Source organism: Flavobacterium sp. S87F.05.LMB.W.Kidney.N (assembly GCF_004366435.1).
GTDB lineage: Bacteria > Bacteroidota > Bacteroidia > Flavobacteriales > Flavobacteriaceae > Flavobacterium.
Map to the genome: position 1 here is coordinate 57,700 of NZ_SODX01000003.1, position 16,560 is coordinate 74,259.

Annotated in this window: 7 protein-coding genes; 6 read left to right on the plus strand and 1 reads right to left on the minus strand. The window is 32.2% G+C overall.

Annotation, left to right across the window (positions count from 1 at the left end; translation table 11 throughout):
• Positions 1 to 2: 2 nt before the first annotated feature.
• The gene (locus EDB96_RS09615) at positions 3 to 2,072 is read right to left on the minus strand and encodes a hypothetical protein (RefSeq protein WP_134140477.1); all 2,070 of its coding nucleotides are present in this window, start codon (positions 2,070 to 2,072) and stop codon (positions 3 to 5) included.
• 476 nt (positions 2,073 to 2,548) lie between these two features.
• On the opposite strand from EDB96_RS09615, the gene EDB96_RS09620 reads away from it, so the two are divergent.
• The 6 genes from EDB96_RS09620 to EDB96_RS09645 all read left to right on the plus strand — a co-directional run bounded on the left by EDB96_RS09620 (position 2,549) and on the right by EDB96_RS09645 (position 16,545).
• Positions 2,549 to 6,382 (plus strand): M23 family metallopeptidase, encoded by a 3,834-nt coding sequence (locus EDB96_RS09620; RefSeq protein WP_134140479.1) that lies wholly within the window; start codon positions 2,549 to 2,551, stop codon positions 6,380 to 6,382.
• 39 nt (positions 6,383 to 6,421) lie between these two features.
• Complete coding sequence (locus EDB96_RS09625; protein WP_134140482.1) at positions 6,422 to 7,090, plus strand: hypothetical protein; 669 nt, start codon at positions 6,422 to 6,424, stop codon at positions 7,088 to 7,090.
• A 1,199-nt stretch (positions 7,091 to 8,289) separates the two neighbouring features.
• Entirely contained in the window at positions 8,290 to 9,300 is a 1,011-nt protein-coding gene (locus tag EDB96_RS09630; protein WP_134140484.1) for a LacI family DNA-binding transcriptional regulator, read from the plus strand.
• Positions 9,301 to 9,497: 197 nt separating this feature from the next.
• Positions 9,498 to 12,590, plus strand: coding sequence for a SusC/RagA family TonB-linked outer membrane protein (locus tag EDB96_RS09635; protein WP_057119668.1), 3,093 nt, complete (start codon positions 9,498 to 9,500; stop codon positions 12,588 to 12,590).
• Positions 12,591 to 12,601: 11 nt separating this feature from the next.
• Positions 12,602 to 14,116 (plus strand): SusD/RagB family nutrient-binding outer membrane lipoprotein, encoded by a 1,515-nt coding sequence (locus EDB96_RS09640; RefSeq protein ID WP_134140487.1) that lies wholly within the window; start codon positions 12,602 to 12,604, stop codon positions 14,114 to 14,116.
• A 467-nt stretch (positions 14,117 to 14,583) separates the two neighbouring features.
• Positions 14,584 to 16,545 (plus strand): beta-mannosidase, encoded by a 1,962-nt coding sequence (locus EDB96_RS09645; protein ID WP_134140488.1) that lies wholly within the window; start codon positions 14,584 to 14,586, stop codon positions 16,543 to 16,545.
• Positions 16,546 to 16,560 lie beyond the last annotated feature (15 nt).

A 16,560-nucleotide genomic window follows, 5' to 3' on the forward strand; every position in this document is an offset into this window, starting at 1 on the left:
TCTTATCTAATTGTTTCTAAATAAAGTGCGTAGTTATTTAATCGAATTGTTCTATCAGTATTTTGTCCATAAGTATTTGTAGGATCTGCATATGTAACAGTGTTTATAAAGACAAAACTAAAAGAAGCTTCGCTTCCTCCAAAAGTTCTTGTATTATCAGCATTTCGTAAATAGTATGTCGCATCATCATTGGATATTACACCATTATTGATTTTCTGAACAACTAATTGAATTGTTGACCACTGTGCTAATAAAGGATTAGAATTTTGAATATTCGTCATAATTGGATTTTGATAATTTTTAAATCCATTATTATCTAATCCAGAAAATTCCATAATCAATACTTGATTTGTAGGATTTGAACCATTGTAGTGAGTTGCAAAATAGCCATTATTTATTTTTAAAAAAACCTCAGTTTTTGCAACTAGTGGGGCTATTATTCCTGAACTAGGGCTTGGATAATAAACTTCATTTAAGGCATTCAATCTCATAATTGAATTATTTCCAATTTTTCCTGTAATTGTGTTGATGGAGTAATTTTTTGCTGTTGCTGATACACTTCCAGCTATATTTATCTGAATAACTGAAGGTTGTTTAAAGGCAATTAAAATCACACCATCTGAGGTTGTAATGAGTCTAGACCTTACTCCAGAATGGGTTTCCCATAATTGCCCGCTTGAATCTCGTTCAATTGCTCCATTTTGAGGTACGGTAGTTAATGTTCCATTCGGAATTATTAAAGAAGGACTAGTGGTTGTTCCAACTGCAGTTGTAATAAAATCACTTGCTAAAGCAACAGTTCCTGACTTATTTGGTAATATAATATAATTATCTTGGGTGGGAGGTTCAGGTTGGAATTGGGTTAGAAATCCATTGGAAATCCATCGAAGAAGACCAGCTTCATATTGTGCTCTAACTAAACCGTAAATACTATTTATTTGTACAGAAAAAACACTACTATCAACTTGAGATGTATAAGTATAATTTCCTGTGACTTTTTCTGCTTTAATTCCTTTTGGAAAGTTCCAAATTGCACTAATTGTTTGAACATTTGATCTTATCCAGATCCACCAATTAAATAGCTTGGAACGACTAACAACTTTATTGTCTTCAGTAGTTTGAGCTGTTATTTGTGTTTCTGCATCTGTAGCAATTGTGGCAGTTAGTTTTGTTTCGTTTAACTTTTTACCCATTTCGGCAGTAAGTGCTTTTGTAATACCGCCACTAGTAAGATCATTTGTCAAAATAGTGCTTAAAGACATCTGGACATCCTCAATTGCGTCAACAATTTCTTGAATGGTATCTAGGTTAACATTATCAGAAGATAATAGCGTATTAATTCCATTTATTTGATTCTGCAAATTTTTACCCTGTTCCGCACTTAGTAATGAACTCGCGCCTCCAGTAACCAGGTCATTAACTATATATAAATAGTTATTTGCGATTTTTACCATCGAATCAAGAGGGACATATCCATCAGCAATACCTTTTTGTGATTTGTCTTCTTTATTTGTTTCTAATAATTTACCCATTTCAGCTGTCAAAGCTTTAGTGGTTCCTCCAGTAGTAAGGTCATTTACAAAAATAACATCCAACGACGTTTGGATTTGCTGAATAGTATTCACGATTTTCTGAATCGTATCAAGATCAATATTATCAGATGCCAGCAACGTATTTACAGCAGTTATTTGGTTTTGTAAAACAACTCCTTGTTCTGCTGATAATAAAGAAGTTGAACCTCCCGATGTTAGATTATTAATTATATTAAGATAATTATAAGCGATTTTAGAAAGTTCATCTAACGGAACATAACCGCCCGCAGTACCTTTTTGTGATTTATCCTCTTTTGCGGCAAATAATTCAGCATGAGCATTTTGATTTGTATTGTGTTCCTCTAACTGCAATTTGTCAACTTTTGAATCAAATACTGAATCAAGTCCTTCAATGTCTGTCATTGGAACTTTTTCAAATTTATGTCTAAAAGAATCCCATGTGTCCCAGAATTGTTTCTGAGATGGTTTTAGGCCAGTTTGAAACCAGCTTTTTATAGTATTTAATGTCTGTATTGGCATTTTTTTTTAATTATATGATTTATTGATTTTGAGTTCGATAGTATTTAGGTATCGAAAAAGCATGAATTGAGAGTTTTCCAAAATTCCTCTAGGATTTATAAAAAAAAATCCACTAGAATTTTTTTTGATTGGAAAAAAATAAAATTTACTCTTGTCGGGAATTTTAGGCATTTTTCTAATGCCTCTTAATAGTAAAAAATCCATAACGGCTATTTTAATTGATTAATAATAAAGTCGAATGTGGTATTTTTTTGGTGTAGATGAGGATATGATTTGTAAAACAACAGCGTGTTTTAATTTCATTTTTGGAAAAACAAAAGTAGGAATAGTATTATGTGAATGACGAAAAAAAAGTTGTAGGATTTCAGTAGTTTCAGTAGAAAGAAAAGTTGCTGAAACTACTGAAAACAAAGAGTTTGTAATTTTAAATTGTTATAACATGAGACTATTTTTGCATCTAGAAAAATAGTCTCATTATGAATAAAAATACAATTCACAATTTCAACCTAGTAATAAAAAATAGTGCTTATACAGAAAGGCCAGAGGATTTGACGAAAACTATTATAAAGGAACTGGCTGAGGTATCAAAAGAAATTAGCCAGCATAAAGATATCGTACAAGTTTGGCAGGAGCAAAACACTTTAAACACTGTAATAAATAATATTGGAGACTCAGTCGGAGAAGGCGTTTTCGATACCAATGCTGTAATTGAAACAGCTACATCGCCCAACATTACTTCTTCGGCTTCAGAGTCTCATTTTTTTGCGCCAAGTTTTAATGCTTCAATCGGAAGAGACGCTTCCGATACTACTGAAAGGAAAATTATCAATTCTTTTACATCAGCTAGCAATACTCTTCCGATTTCAGAAGCTGAAAATATAATTTTAGACAATCCAATTAGCCAAATTTACGAGAGCATTGAGTCAAAACAAATGCTGACAGTACCACAAACACTTAGTGCAGAGCCATCTGTAGAGCTTATTAAAGCCGAAATCAAAAAGAAATTGGATCTTGCTGTTAAAGAAAATGATATTGAAATTATTCAGTATTGGAGTCGTATTCAGAAAGCTTTTGATGAAGGAGCCACAGCTGCAGATTTTTATGAGAAACCAAATGAAATGTTGTTTACACAAATGTATGTCGCTTTAAAGCAGTCAAGTTCATCATTCGTTGACATTCAAAATTTTAATTGGGAAATCGTTCGTGAAAAAATGATTAAAGCAATCGATGCCAATATACTTAAAGGGTTTATTTCTAAAGTAAATAAAGACCGTTGGCAAATAATCAAGAACCAGCTGCTTAATGAGAAAATAAACATTGCAAATCTTTTTGAGCAATATGATGAACTGTTTTTATTACTAAAAGAAGTTGAAGGTCTTGATAATTTGCCTGGAAGTATTACCATAACTACTAAAACAAAAATTTATCCAAATCTAAGTGCAGACAAAACATATGCTTCTATTGGTCGGGAAGATGTTTACGTGTTCCTTAAAAATGTTAGTGAAAAGGATTCTGATGGAAGCGCAGTAAACAAAGGCGCGGTACAAATTAGGAACAGTACATCATCTTCATTTATTGTTGGTGAAAGTTTGGAATTCTTCATTGATGAAGCTTTTATAAATCAGAAATCACATCAAAAAGAAGATATAAACTGGGTGGTTTGTAATACAAATTCAAATAAAGAAACTATTTTTAAAAATGAAGGTACATCATTTAGTTATAATTTCGATAAGCCAGGAATATATAGAATTGATGCCTATGGAAAATATCATACAGTTAAACAGAAAAAAAGTGCAGCTACAGCTACTTTCATAGAGCTTAAAGTCGTGGCACAAGACATTATAATTACACCTCCAGCAAATGCTAAGGCTGAATTTATAAGACCTTTTGCTGAAGAGAAAACTTTTAGAGTAGCTCTGAAAAATACTGAGGTACAAACGATAAATCCTCTAAAATTATACTATCAGATCGAAACTACGATTACCGGAAAAACAACTATAATTTCAGAAGAAAAAGAATTAGACTCAACGGGTAGTATCAAACTTGCTATGCCCAATTTAGGGACTTATAAAATTAAAGTTATAAGTAAAGACCAATATGGATTGGTGAAGGAATTTAAAACTTCAGTAATTAACAATGAAGTTATGAGTATTGGCATTAAAGATTCCTCAGATAAAGAGGTGTTTTTATTAGGTGATTCAAGTAATAGTTTAACTCTGGAAGTCAAAAAATATAAAATAGATCCAGCCGTAGATAAAGAAAAAGAAGGCGTAAAATGGATGATTTATGATTCAAGTAATAAACCATATTTGCCAGCTGGAGAAATAATTATCAACGAAAACGGAGATTCTAAAAAACCATATATCCATAAATGGGATTTATTTCCTGTGCATATTCCTAAAAAGGAAGGGCATTATACTATTGAAGCCTATTTAAACGATAAAAAAGGTCCTAAAAATGGTGTTATATATAAAATAGAAGTAAAACAGCCAGAAATAGCAGAAGCTTGTTGGGCATGGAGCGGGGGAAGTAAAAAAATAACTTCTGGATTTTCAGGAGAAAGTAATTATATAAAAGCTAATATACCTCACTATGACATTCAAAAGGTTAGAATTTATTTTTATCTGAATGACAAAAAAACAAATCACTATATTGATGTAAAAACCAATGAAAAAGGAGAGATTTTTGAAAAGATAAATTTTGATTCTAATTTCCAAAAACTTATTGGATTTCACGATAGAAAAGATGCCAAAATTGGATTTACGCTATTAGGGATTCAGAATAGTAAACCTTATCCATTTAAGTCGCCAGCTAATTACGATACTAATACAACGATGTCTCTTACAGCAGATAAAAAAGTACTCGATGTTTATTTTACCTATAATGGCAATAGAGTAACACCAGAAGATGAGGTTCCGTTTGGCAAAAAAGGTGCAATTGTAACCATTGTTGCGAAAACCCAAAATATGATTGGAGAAGAAGTTGCATTGACTGCTCATAAAGTAAGCGAGAAACCATCTTTCACCAGTAAAGCAATAGTAAACTCAGAAGGAGTTGCTACAACAAGTTTTCTTTTAAAGAATCTTGATAAGAAACTCAAGTTAGGATCAAAAATAAATTATTACGCAGGTGTTGAGGGTTATTCTACAAAGCATTTTGTTAATAAGGTTTTGGTTATGATTGTTGGGGAAGGGAAAATAAATAGAAAGGAAATTATTGATGAAAAGGATCCACAATTAATTTGGGGATCTAGAGTAAGTAAGGAGTTTAGAATTAAGGTTGTAAAAATATGTAAAAATATAGAAGAGAAAAAAGATGTTGCATTCTCTCCTAATGTATTAATGAATATTATGGCTTTTGAAACAGTAAATACCTTTTCTCCCAAAGCAGGTACTTTTAAAAACATTATGGATGATGATAAAAAAGCGGGATTTGTCGGATTAATACAATTTGGGAAAGATGCTTCTGATCATCTAAAAATAAAACGTTCTGAACTATATAATATGACTGCTGAAAAACAGTTAGATTATGTTGAAAAATGGTTTTTGTTAAAAACTAAAAATGAATTAAAAAGTGCAACAGATATTTATTTGTCAGTAAATTATCCTGTAAAAGCAGGAAAAGGACATTTAGATCATGAAGTTGTTTATGGTGATCCAAATGCAGCTTATCGAGCTAATAAACCGTTCTTAAGGGAAGCTGATGAAATTGATGAAAATGGAAAAAAAGTTGGTATAGACGGTGGTAAAACTTACGTTTGGGAGGTTAGAGAAGCATTGGAAGAAAGTGAAAAGGAAGGACAATATGCTAGAAATATATGGTGTAATCCTCTTGATAAAATGGAGTTAAGAGGATGGTACAGTACTTGGAGACCAGAAGATAGTAATGATGGTATAGTTCCGACAAGAACTGCAGGTAAGCATGATGGACTTGATTTGTATGCTCCTGTTGGAACTCCAGTATTTGCATGTGTTGATGGAGTACGTGTTAGGGTTGGTCCCAATCCGTCAAATACTTATGGAAATACAATTACAATTAAAGGTTTTTATAATGGTAAAGAATACTATTTCTTTTATGCTCATTTAAGTGAAACTTTTATAAAAATAGGTGAGAAAGTTAAAGCAGGAAAAAAAATTGGATTAACTGGTAAAACTGGAAATGCAAGAGATTTATTAGCTAAAATGACACATTTACATTTTGAAGTGAGAAATTCAAGTGCAAGTCAGGGAGCTTCTTTAAAACCTTTCAAAGCAATTTCAGAATTAAAAGAATCTGTCAATATAAATCCTAATAAGGAAAATCAAAAATAGTGAAGGAAAATAATATTATCTTCGTAAAAAATATCAATAATGAGAAATGTATTATTTATTTTAATATTTGCTTTCTTTTCGTGTAATCAAAAGCAGAAGTACGAAAAAGTAAGCAATAGATCATCTGTGGATAAAAACGATATTCATAAAAGTGAAGCTAAAAAATTTGTGATTAATAATGTGTATGATGAAAATGATTCTGATTTTTCAGATGTACAGGTCAATTATAATATAGGAAAATTTGTTTTCGACAAAAATTATAATGAATTTATTATTGATTCAACTTGCGATCAGGACATCGCATATCAAAAATTAAAGGATTATTTACTAGATCAATATGCTGACGACAAAAATATTATTCGATTATCTAATTATGTTTTTTCACTTCAAAAAGACGAAGGCTTTTTATACATAGGTCTTTTTAGAAGAATAGATAGGAATAAATGGAAATGTAAAGATTTAATAAAACTTGAAAAATATTCAGAATTAGGTGAATATAATTACATTTTAGGAGATGGAAAAATCTTTAGTTATACATGTAATACAAGTTCGGGAGACTCATGTTTTGCAGTAGTTATTGATAAAGTTAATTCAGGAGGCAAATATGATAAGATTTTAAAAGCTGTTAAATTCGATATAGTAAATGAAAAGATTATTGAAATTGACCTAAATAAAGAAAAAATAGAATGTCTCCCAGAAAATGAGTGATCAATAAGAAAAATATTCTTGAGGTATATTTTTAAAAACAATAATTAGCAATAAAAAAGCGCAAAAAATCAGAAGATTTTTGCGCTTTTTTATGTTTAGTAATTCATAAATAACCATTTCAGATATTTTTAAAAAAAAAAGATGTGTTTTCGTATAAAAATAATTTATGAAAAGTAATATTTCTAATATTTGTATTTATAGTCATTTCTTGTAATTCTAAAAAGAATGAAAAAGTAGAAGAGAAAGAAATTACTAATAAGCCAAAATTAAGTAGTAAAATTTTGATAAAATCTTAAGAATAAATGAATATGTATATAGTGTTTCTGATTATGGTGATTTTTTTACAACATCTTATGATAATGGGATAATATATGATCGTAAGCAAGGATTTGCTTTTGTTATAAATTTAAAAAACATGAAATCTATCTTAGATACATTTCAAGGTACTTTTAAAGTTGAAACCGAGGGAGAATAGAATGGAGAAGGTCATACAACTTATTATTTTTACGATTACAAAAAAATAAAATTATGTTAAGAAAAGTCTTCTGTATACTAATAGTATCAATAAATATAACCTCATGCAAAAAAGAGAATTCTTTTGACGATAAAAAAGTCTTTAATGGAGTTGTAACAAATTTTGAAGGCTTAAATTTATTTTCTGACAAAGATTTATTTTAGGAAAATTGCACCACTAAATTAGGCATCAAAAATTAAGATCATCTCGATTGATAGTTTTAAAAGTATTGTAAAAATTCAATACGGAAAACAAGAATTTTATACATCGTTAAAATATTTCGAGTTATTTTCTGATGATGAAAATGCAAAAAGTTATTTTACAAATGTTAGGCTTGAAAGAAATAAAAACAATTAACTATCCTACAAAATATGATACGATATATTATTTTGTTAAGGATAATAAAATAAGACTTTATAAAAGAAATTTCTTCATTCCAACCTAGTTATGAAAATTTAACAATCTTATCCAAATTAGATTAAATCTATATAAAAATTCATAAAATCTACATTAAAAGTCAGAATGACAATAACTTGGTAAAATATAGTATTTACTGAATATTCTATTTAATTTTAAGCTTAAAAAAGAGATTTGTTGAAAAAAAATTTTACTAAAACGTTTTTGTAAGTTTTGCTTACATATATTTGCGATGTACTAAAATATTCAAATATAAATTTATTACCCGATGAAAAAGATTACAATTAGAGATATTGCGAAACAGGCAGAAGTTTCGATTTCTACTGTGTCTTTTGTTATCAACGGCAAAGGCGAAAAAATGGCTATCAGCCCCACTGTAATCAAAAAAGTTCAGGATGTGGCGCAAAAACTGCACTACAAACCAAGCATGATCGCCAGCAGTTTGCGAACAGGAAAAACAAGATCAATAGGACTTATTGTTGAAGATATATCGAACCAGTTTTTTGCAGATCTGGCAAGAGTTATTGAAGACGAAGCCAAAAATATTGATTACAGGGTTTTTTACTGCAGTACAGGAGATGATAATAATCGTTCGGAAGAATTGATAGAAAGTCTTTTGCAAGCCAATGTAGAAGGGTTTATTATTACTCCAACCCGAAATTTAGAGAAAACAATCAGTCATCTTTTAAAATTACAAAAACCAGTTGTACTAATCGATAGGTATTTTGCCAATCAAAAAGTAAGTCATGTTGTAATGGATAACTACGAAGGATCTTACTCGGCTGCTAAATTCTTGATGAACAAGGGACGCAAAAATATAGCTGTCGTTAATAATAAATCTGGTATGATCCAGATGAAGCTGAGAGAAAAGGGATATGTTGAAGCGTTAAAAGAAGAAGGTATTTACAACGAGAATTATACGCTGCATCTAGATTACCATGCTAGTGAACAAAGCAGAATTGAAGCAATCATAGACTTTTTTAATAAAAATAAAGAGATAGATGCAGTTCTGTTTTTAGCAAATTACCTCGGACTAGCAGGACTTCAGGCTTTTAGGGCCTTAAAATGCAAAATTCCAGAAGACATTTCGGTTATCAGTTTCGATGATCACGACAGTTTCAAACTTCATACACCAACAATAACTGTTATTGCGCAGCCAATAGAGGATATAGCGGTAAAATCAATTCAGCTCTTAATGAATCAGATGACAAACTTTGATGATTTCAAAATAGAAAAGGTTCTCGAAAAAGGAACTTTGATCGTAAGAGAATCGGTTTAAAAAATTTAAAAAAAGGTGAGGACTTTTTTTTTAATCATTTTGCTAAAACGATTTAGTAAAAAAACTAAAAATCAACTGCAGCCTTAAACAGCTGTTTATTATGATATTGCAAACAGAGTACAATTTTTTATTAATTATTTAAAAACAAACACAAATCAACAAAACGAGTCAAAACCAATAACCAAAACAAAAAGCTTATGAGACGAATATTAGCAGTGTTAGGAGTGATATTGCTTAGCAGTTTAAGTGCTGCCGCGCAAAATCGATTAATAACCGGCATAGTTACAGATGCAGAAAACAAGGGAATTGTTGCTGCGTCAATCGAAGTTCAAGGAAAACCATTTAGTGCTGTTACAGATGCCGAAGGGCGTTTTAAAATGAATGTTCCTGAAGGGAAAGTTACTCTTAATGTATCCTCGATGGGATTTCAGTCAAAACAGGTGGTACTTCAGGAAAACGAAAGCAGAGTTTCTGTTGTATTAATTGAAAACACACAGGAATTAAAAGATGTTGTAGTAACTTCATTCGGAGTTAAAAAACAAAAGAAAAGTCTAGGGTACGCCGTAGGAGAATTAAAAGGCGAGGACCTGACAAAAAATAAGGAAATTAACTTAGGAAATGCACTTCAAGGTAAAATTGCCGGAGTAAACGTTTCTGCACCAGTTACAGGACCTTCTGGTTCGAGCCGTGTTGTAATTCGTGGAGCAACTTCTGCGTCTGGACTTAACCAGCCTTTATATGTTGTAGATGGAATTCCGATTGACAATACTCAGCAGGGAAATGCTGGAATGTGGGGTGGTGCCGATAAAGGTGATGGTATGTCTTCTTTCAATCCAGATGATATTGCTTCGATGTCTGTATTAAAAGGTAGTGCTGCTTCTGCGCTTTATGGTTACAGAGGATCAAATGGTGTTATCTTAATTACAACTAAAAAAGGTAAAAACGGATCAGGAATTGGTGTAGACTTCAGTACAAATTCTACTTTCAATACACCTGCTAGCCTTTTAAAATGGCAAGATCAATATGGTGCCGGGGCTCCAAATGCAAGCGGTGTTCCAACTAGATTTACCAATTTACAAGAACTTAGAGATTCCTACTATTTTGCATGGGGAGATAAATATGACGGAACACCTTCATTATCTCTTGACGGTAAAACTAGACCTTATCAGGCTTACGGAAAAGATAATGTGGAGAATTTCTACAGAACAGGATATTCTTTCAGTAATACTCTAGCAATTTCTGGAGGAAATGAATCAACAAACTTTAGATTATCTTTTGGAAATACTAAAGACGAATCTATCTTGCCAGAAACTACTTTTGGAAGAAACAACGTGGCTTTGAGTTTAAATTCGGCTCCAAATAAAAAAATAAGCATAGAGAGTAATGCTCAGTATATTTCGGAGAAAAGTCATAATCGTCCATACTTAAATGATTCACCAAGAAACCCATCTTTCCCAACGACTTTCATGACTCCAGGAACAGATATCAGATGGATAAGCAATCCTTATGATGCAAACGGTGGTGAAGAAGACTTTTTAGGAGCCAATGTATATCATACAAACCCATATTTTGCTACGAAATCTCCTTTAAATGACGATCTTAGAAAGCGTTTTATTGGTTCTGCAAAAGTAAATTATAACATTACAGATAAAATTTATGCTAAAGCTGTTATTGGTATTGATGATATCAATTATGAATATACTGAAATTGAGCCTACTGGAATAAATTACAACCCAGGAGGATCTATTGAAAACAGAATTGAAACGCGTTCTGAAGTAAATGCTTCTGGTTTTTTAGGCTACAAAGGAGATATTGCTAAAGACCTTTCATTGGATGCCTTTATTGGTGCAAACCGTCAGCATAATAGATACAGCGGTATTAAAATGAAAGGAAATAACTTCATTGTTCCGTTCAAATATTTCTACGGAAATACACAGCCAGATAAAACTGAAAAATTATTTTCTGAAAGTGAAGTAAACTCTCTTTTCTATTCAGCAGATATTGGATACAAAGATTTCTTATTCTTAAGTTTAACAGGCCGTGAGGATTGGTTCTCCACTTTAGATCCTGCAAATAACAGCACTTTTTATCCTTCTGTAAGTTCAAGTTTTATTTATTCTGAAGTTATAGGTCTTCCTGAGTGGATTTCGTATGGTAAAATTAGAGCAGGCTGGGGTAACGTTGGAGGAGCATTACCAGATGCTTACGCTTTAGCATTGACTTATACTACGCCAGACGGACAAACAGATTCATTAGGTCAGCCAATTTTGGGTGTAAATGGAGAAACAATTCCGAATAGAACTTTAAAACCGTATAACGTAAGTACAATCGAATTTGGTTTTGAAAACACATTTTTCAACAATAGAGTAAGTACAGACTTAACATTCTACAGCAAGAAAACAACAAATGATATTACAGATGCCGATGTTTCTCAAGCTTCAGGATATAGAACTACAAAAATTAATGTTGGAGAAATCCTAAACAAAGGGGTGGAGTTTGCTATTAATGTAAAAGCAGTTAAGACTGAAAATTTCTCTTGGAACGTAGGTTATAATTTTGCTTACAACGATAGTGAAGTTTTAAATCTTTCTGATAAAATCACAACAAAAACATTAGAAGGAAATAGAGATGGAAGAGCTAATGTAGTTTTAGAAAAAGGACAGCCTTTTGGAGTTATTAAAGCGTACGATTATTTAAGAGATGCAAATGGTAACATTGTATTGGATACAAATGGAAAATTCTTAAGAGGAAATTTAATCATTGCGGGACAAGGTGTTGCGCCAACATCTATGGGACTTTCAAATGATTTTTCATATAAAAATTTCACTCTTTCTGTTTTTGTTGATGCTAAATTTGGAGGAGAAATCTATTCTGCTACCAATCAGTTAGGAACACGTTATGGATTATCTGAAATCACACTTCCAGGTCGTGAAACAGGAGTTGCAGTAAGCGGTACAGATGTTAACGGAAACCCTGTAAACACAACAGTTTCGGCATACGATTACTGGAGAAGCTACAGTGATGTAACATCAAACTTTGTTTACGATGCTGATTTTGTTAAGCTTAGAGCGATTTCATTTGCTTATAATTTCCCAAAAGAATATTTAAAAAGAACACCATTCCAGTCTGTTAGTTTAGCATTTTCTGCTCATAATTTATGGACTATTTATGACAAAGTTCCAAACATCGATCCAGAGTCAAATTACTCAAACAGTAATGCGCAAGGTATGGAAAGAGCTTCTATGCCTTTGACAAGAAACTATGGTTTTGCACTTAATGTCAAATTCTAATTCTAAAAAAGATGAAAAATAGATATATCAAAATATTTTGTATCGCAATAGTTGGTGTTTTGACATTAGCTTCATGCGATAAAGGATTCGAAGAAATGAATAAGAATCCAAATGCTTTAACAGATCCAGCGGTAAAATCAATGTTTACACTTGCAGAGATTTATGTAGACGGACAAGATTTCTCTAACACAAGAGGAAACAATTTATATGCAGCTCAAATTGTACAGCAATTTTCTTCACTTGGAGGGCCAGGTTCAAAATACACGTATTCTTCGGAATATTCGGCTGCTCTTTTTGGTGAAACTTACGGAAAAGGATTAAATCAGATTTTCCAATTGTTATCTGTAGTCGAGAACACGCCAGAGAATTCAAATATGATTCAGGCCTGTAGAATTATGAAAGTTTTCTTGTTCCAAAAACTAACAGATACTTACGGTGAAGTTCCTTATTTTGAAGCAGGAAAAGGATACAATGGAAACGTATTTTCGCCAAAATATGATACGCAAGAAGCTATTTACAACGATCTTTTAAAAGAATTAGATGAAGCTGGAACGGCATTAGATGGTGGAAAACCTTTTGTTGGCAATGCCGATTTGTATTATCAAGGTGATGTTGCAAGATGGAAAAAACTAGCAAACTCTTTAATGCTAAGAGTAGCCATGCGTTTGTCTAAAGTAAATCCTGCAAAAGCAAAAGAATTTGTAGAAAAAGCGTTTGCTAAAGGTGTTTTTACATCAAATGATGACAGTTTGGTTTTAAAACATGATGCAGGTCCTGCGGGAGTTAAAACAAACCCTATTACTTCTTCATGGGTTAGAAATGATTTGAATGGAGGAGAATCGAACATTAAATTCAGTAAAACTTTCATCGATTTATTGAAAAACACAAACGATCCTCGTTTAAGAATTTATGCAAAACTAGAAGCTACAGGAGATAATAATCCTGCAAGTCAGCAAGGTTTGGCAAATGATGCAAAAGAATTTCCGGGAGGAGACAAAAAACTTTTCTCAGATCCAAATACTTCAACAGTATTACGTTTAGATGCTCCAACATTAATTATGTCTTATGCTGAGGTTCAGTTTTTATTGGCTGAAGCGGCAGTAAAAGGATGGAACGTTGGCGGATCGGCTCAAACGTATTATGAAAATGGAGTAAGAGCGGCTATGAATATCTTAATCATTTTTGGAGATAAGGTACCGGCAGTTTCACCAGCAGAATACAATACTTACATTACAACATATCCTTTTAAAGCTTCAGGAACAGAAGCAGAAAAGATCGAGCAGATTATTACTCAAAAATGGATTGTATTATTATTCAACGGTTTTGAAGCATTCTCAGAATACAGAAGAACCGGTTATCCAGTTTTAGTTCCTGTGAATGATCCAACGGGAGACACAAAAGGAACAATCCCGAGAAGATTAATTTATGATCAGTCAGAACTTATTACAAACGAGGCTAATTATAAAGAAGCAATTCAACGTCAAGGTTTAGATTTAATGACCACAAGAATCTGGTGGGATAAATAATTTTTAAAGTGGTTGGTTAGTTAAGATAAGTCGGGTAATGAGCATACCCGGCTTATTTTTAAAATCATATAATGGATTGATTTAAAAAGTAAGCAATTTGAAAAGTTACTTTACAGATTCAAACGCCTTTTTTTTCGCAGCAAACTGAGAGTGATACTGCTGAAAAAGATGGATTTACTTTCTGCATTTTAAATGTTTCAAAAAGCCGATACTTAAAAATTTGTTCCATTTTTTGAATTTAAAAAGACTCATATCAAAACCAAAATAAAGCAAAAGGCAGTGGTAAAGAAGATATTTCTAGTTGTATTTTAGAGTTACTAACAAAAAATAAATTCTAAAGAGAAGGAATAAACTTGGTCATTTCTTTCCTTCTCTAAACTGCCAAATTAGTTACCTTTTTACTAATTTTAGAAGGTATTAATATAGAATTCCATAAAATGAATTGTCAAAAAAAACTTCATTGTGTCATGTGCCTATTTTGGGTAGGTTTTACATCAATTGCCTTTGCACAGCAGATTGATTTAAAAAACAATTGGAAATACCGTGAAGAGAAAACGCAAAAATGGTATCCGGCGACTGTTCCGGGAGAAATTCATACAGATTTGCTAAACAGTAAATTAATACCAGATCCGTTTTACCGAGATAATGAAGAAAAACTGCAATGGATAGAACGTAAAAACTGGGAATACAAGACCACTTTTCAGGTTACAGCAAATATGCTGAAAAAGAAAAACACAGATTTAGTTTTTGACGGATTAGATACTTATGCATCTGTTTATGTAAACAATCAACTGGTTTTAAAAGCGGATAATATGTTTCGTCAATGGCGTGTTGAGGTCAAAAAAGTATTGAAATCAGGAAATAACGATTTACGAATCGTATTTCAATCGGCACAAAATGTGGTTGATTCGTTGGCTAAAAAAGATTATCCATTCGTAATTCCAGACAATCCACGTGCTTATGTACGTAAAGCACAATACCATTTTGGCTGGGATTGGGGACCAAAATTTACAACTTGCGGAATCTGGAAAACGCCAAGATTGGAATCTTATGACAAAAAAAATCCTGAGAAACCTTATGTTTTAAATCGAAAGATTGAATTAATACAAGAGCCAGATAGTTTGGGGAGATCTTTCTATTTTAAAATTGATGGAAAGCCAGTTTACATGAAAGGAGCCAATTATATTCCATCAGACGCTTTTCTTTCTAGAGTAAATAAAAAAGAATATGAAAAAATAGTTTTATCTGCCAAAGAAGCCAATATGAACATGCTTCGCGTTTGGGGCGGAGGCATTTATGAAGACGATTATTTTTACGATTTATGCGATAAATACGGAATAAATGTCTGGCAGGATTTTATGTTCGCTGGTACAATGGTTCCTGGAGATGACGCTTTTTTTGATAATGTAAAAAAAGAAGTTCAGTATCAGGTAAAGCGATTGCGCCATCATCCAAGCATCGTTTTATGGTGCGGTAACAACGAATCTGATGAAGCCTTTAAAAATTGGGGCTGGATGAAAAGTTTCAAAATTTCAAAACAAGATTCAATCCGTTTGTGGAAAGATTATACACGTTTATTTCATGACAGTATTCCGAAATGGGTAAGAGAAGTCGATGGTAAACGTCCGTATTTAAGTTCGTCGCCTTTACATCATTGGTCAAAAGCAAAAAGTGTAACCGAAGGAGACAGCCACTATTGGGGAATTTGGTGGGGATTGGAGGATATTGAAGCCGTTCAGAAAAAAACAGGACGTTTTGTGAGCGAATACGGAATGCTGTCTTTACCGAATTATGCTTCAATTGAAAGTTTTACTTCTCCAGAAGACCGTTATTTATATTCAGATATACTAAAAGTACATTTAAAAGCGGGCAAAGGTTTTGAAAAATTAGATTCCTATCTCGGTAAATATTTTATCGATGCTTCTAAAATAAAAAAGATGAACTTGGAAGATTATGCCTATTTGAGTCAGTGTCTGCATTATTATTCAATCAAAAATATTGTTGGAATTCATCGTTCGAAAGCGCCTTACAATATGGGAACTTTAGTTTGGCAGTTAAATGATTGCTGGCCTGTAGCAAGCTGGAGTATTACTGACTATAATAACCGACAGCCAAAAGCAGCCTGGTATGCTATAAAGGAAGCATACAGAGATGACATAAAACCAGAAACTGATTTTACACATCCGAAAGATCTGCAAATGGAAGATCCAAAAATCAGCTGGGAAATAAAAGGAAATAACATAATCGTAAAAGCTCAGAAAATGGCAAAATACGTTTGCATCTCGATGAAAGGGTATAACGGAAAATGGAGTGATAATTATTTTGATTTAAAAGAAGGAGAAGAAAAAACAATTTCGTTTGAAGGGAAAATAACAAAACCAGAAATTAAAATTTATTCTTTGTTTGAGGTTTTGGAAAGATATAAATAGAGGTTCAAAAACTCA

Coding starts and splice junctions, on each gene's coding strand:
- EDB96_RS09615 (WP_134140477.1), bottom strand. CDS start 2,072: ATGCCAATACAGACATTAAATACTATAAAAAGCTGGTTTCAAACTGGC.
- EDB96_RS09620 (WP_134140479.1), top strand. CDS start 2,549: ATGAATAAAAATACAATTCACAATTTCAACCTAGTAATAAAAAATAGT.
- EDB96_RS09625 (WP_134140482.1), top strand. CDS start 6,422: ATGAGAAATGTATTATTTATTTTAATATTTGCTTTCTTTTCGTGTAAT.
- EDB96_RS09630 (WP_134140484.1), top strand. CDS start 8,290: ATGAAAAAGATTACAATTAGAGATATTGCGAAACAGGCAGAAGTTTCG.
- EDB96_RS09635 (WP_057119668.1), top strand. CDS start 9,498: ATGAGACGAATATTAGCAGTGTTAGGAGTGATATTGCTTAGCAGTTTA.
- EDB96_RS09640 (WP_134140487.1), top strand. CDS start 12,602: ATGAAAAATAGATATATCAAAATATTTTGTATCGCAATAGTTGGTGTT.
- EDB96_RS09645 (WP_134140488.1), top strand. CDS start 14,584: ATGTGCCTATTTTGGGTAGGTTTTACATCAATTGCCTTTGCACAGCAG.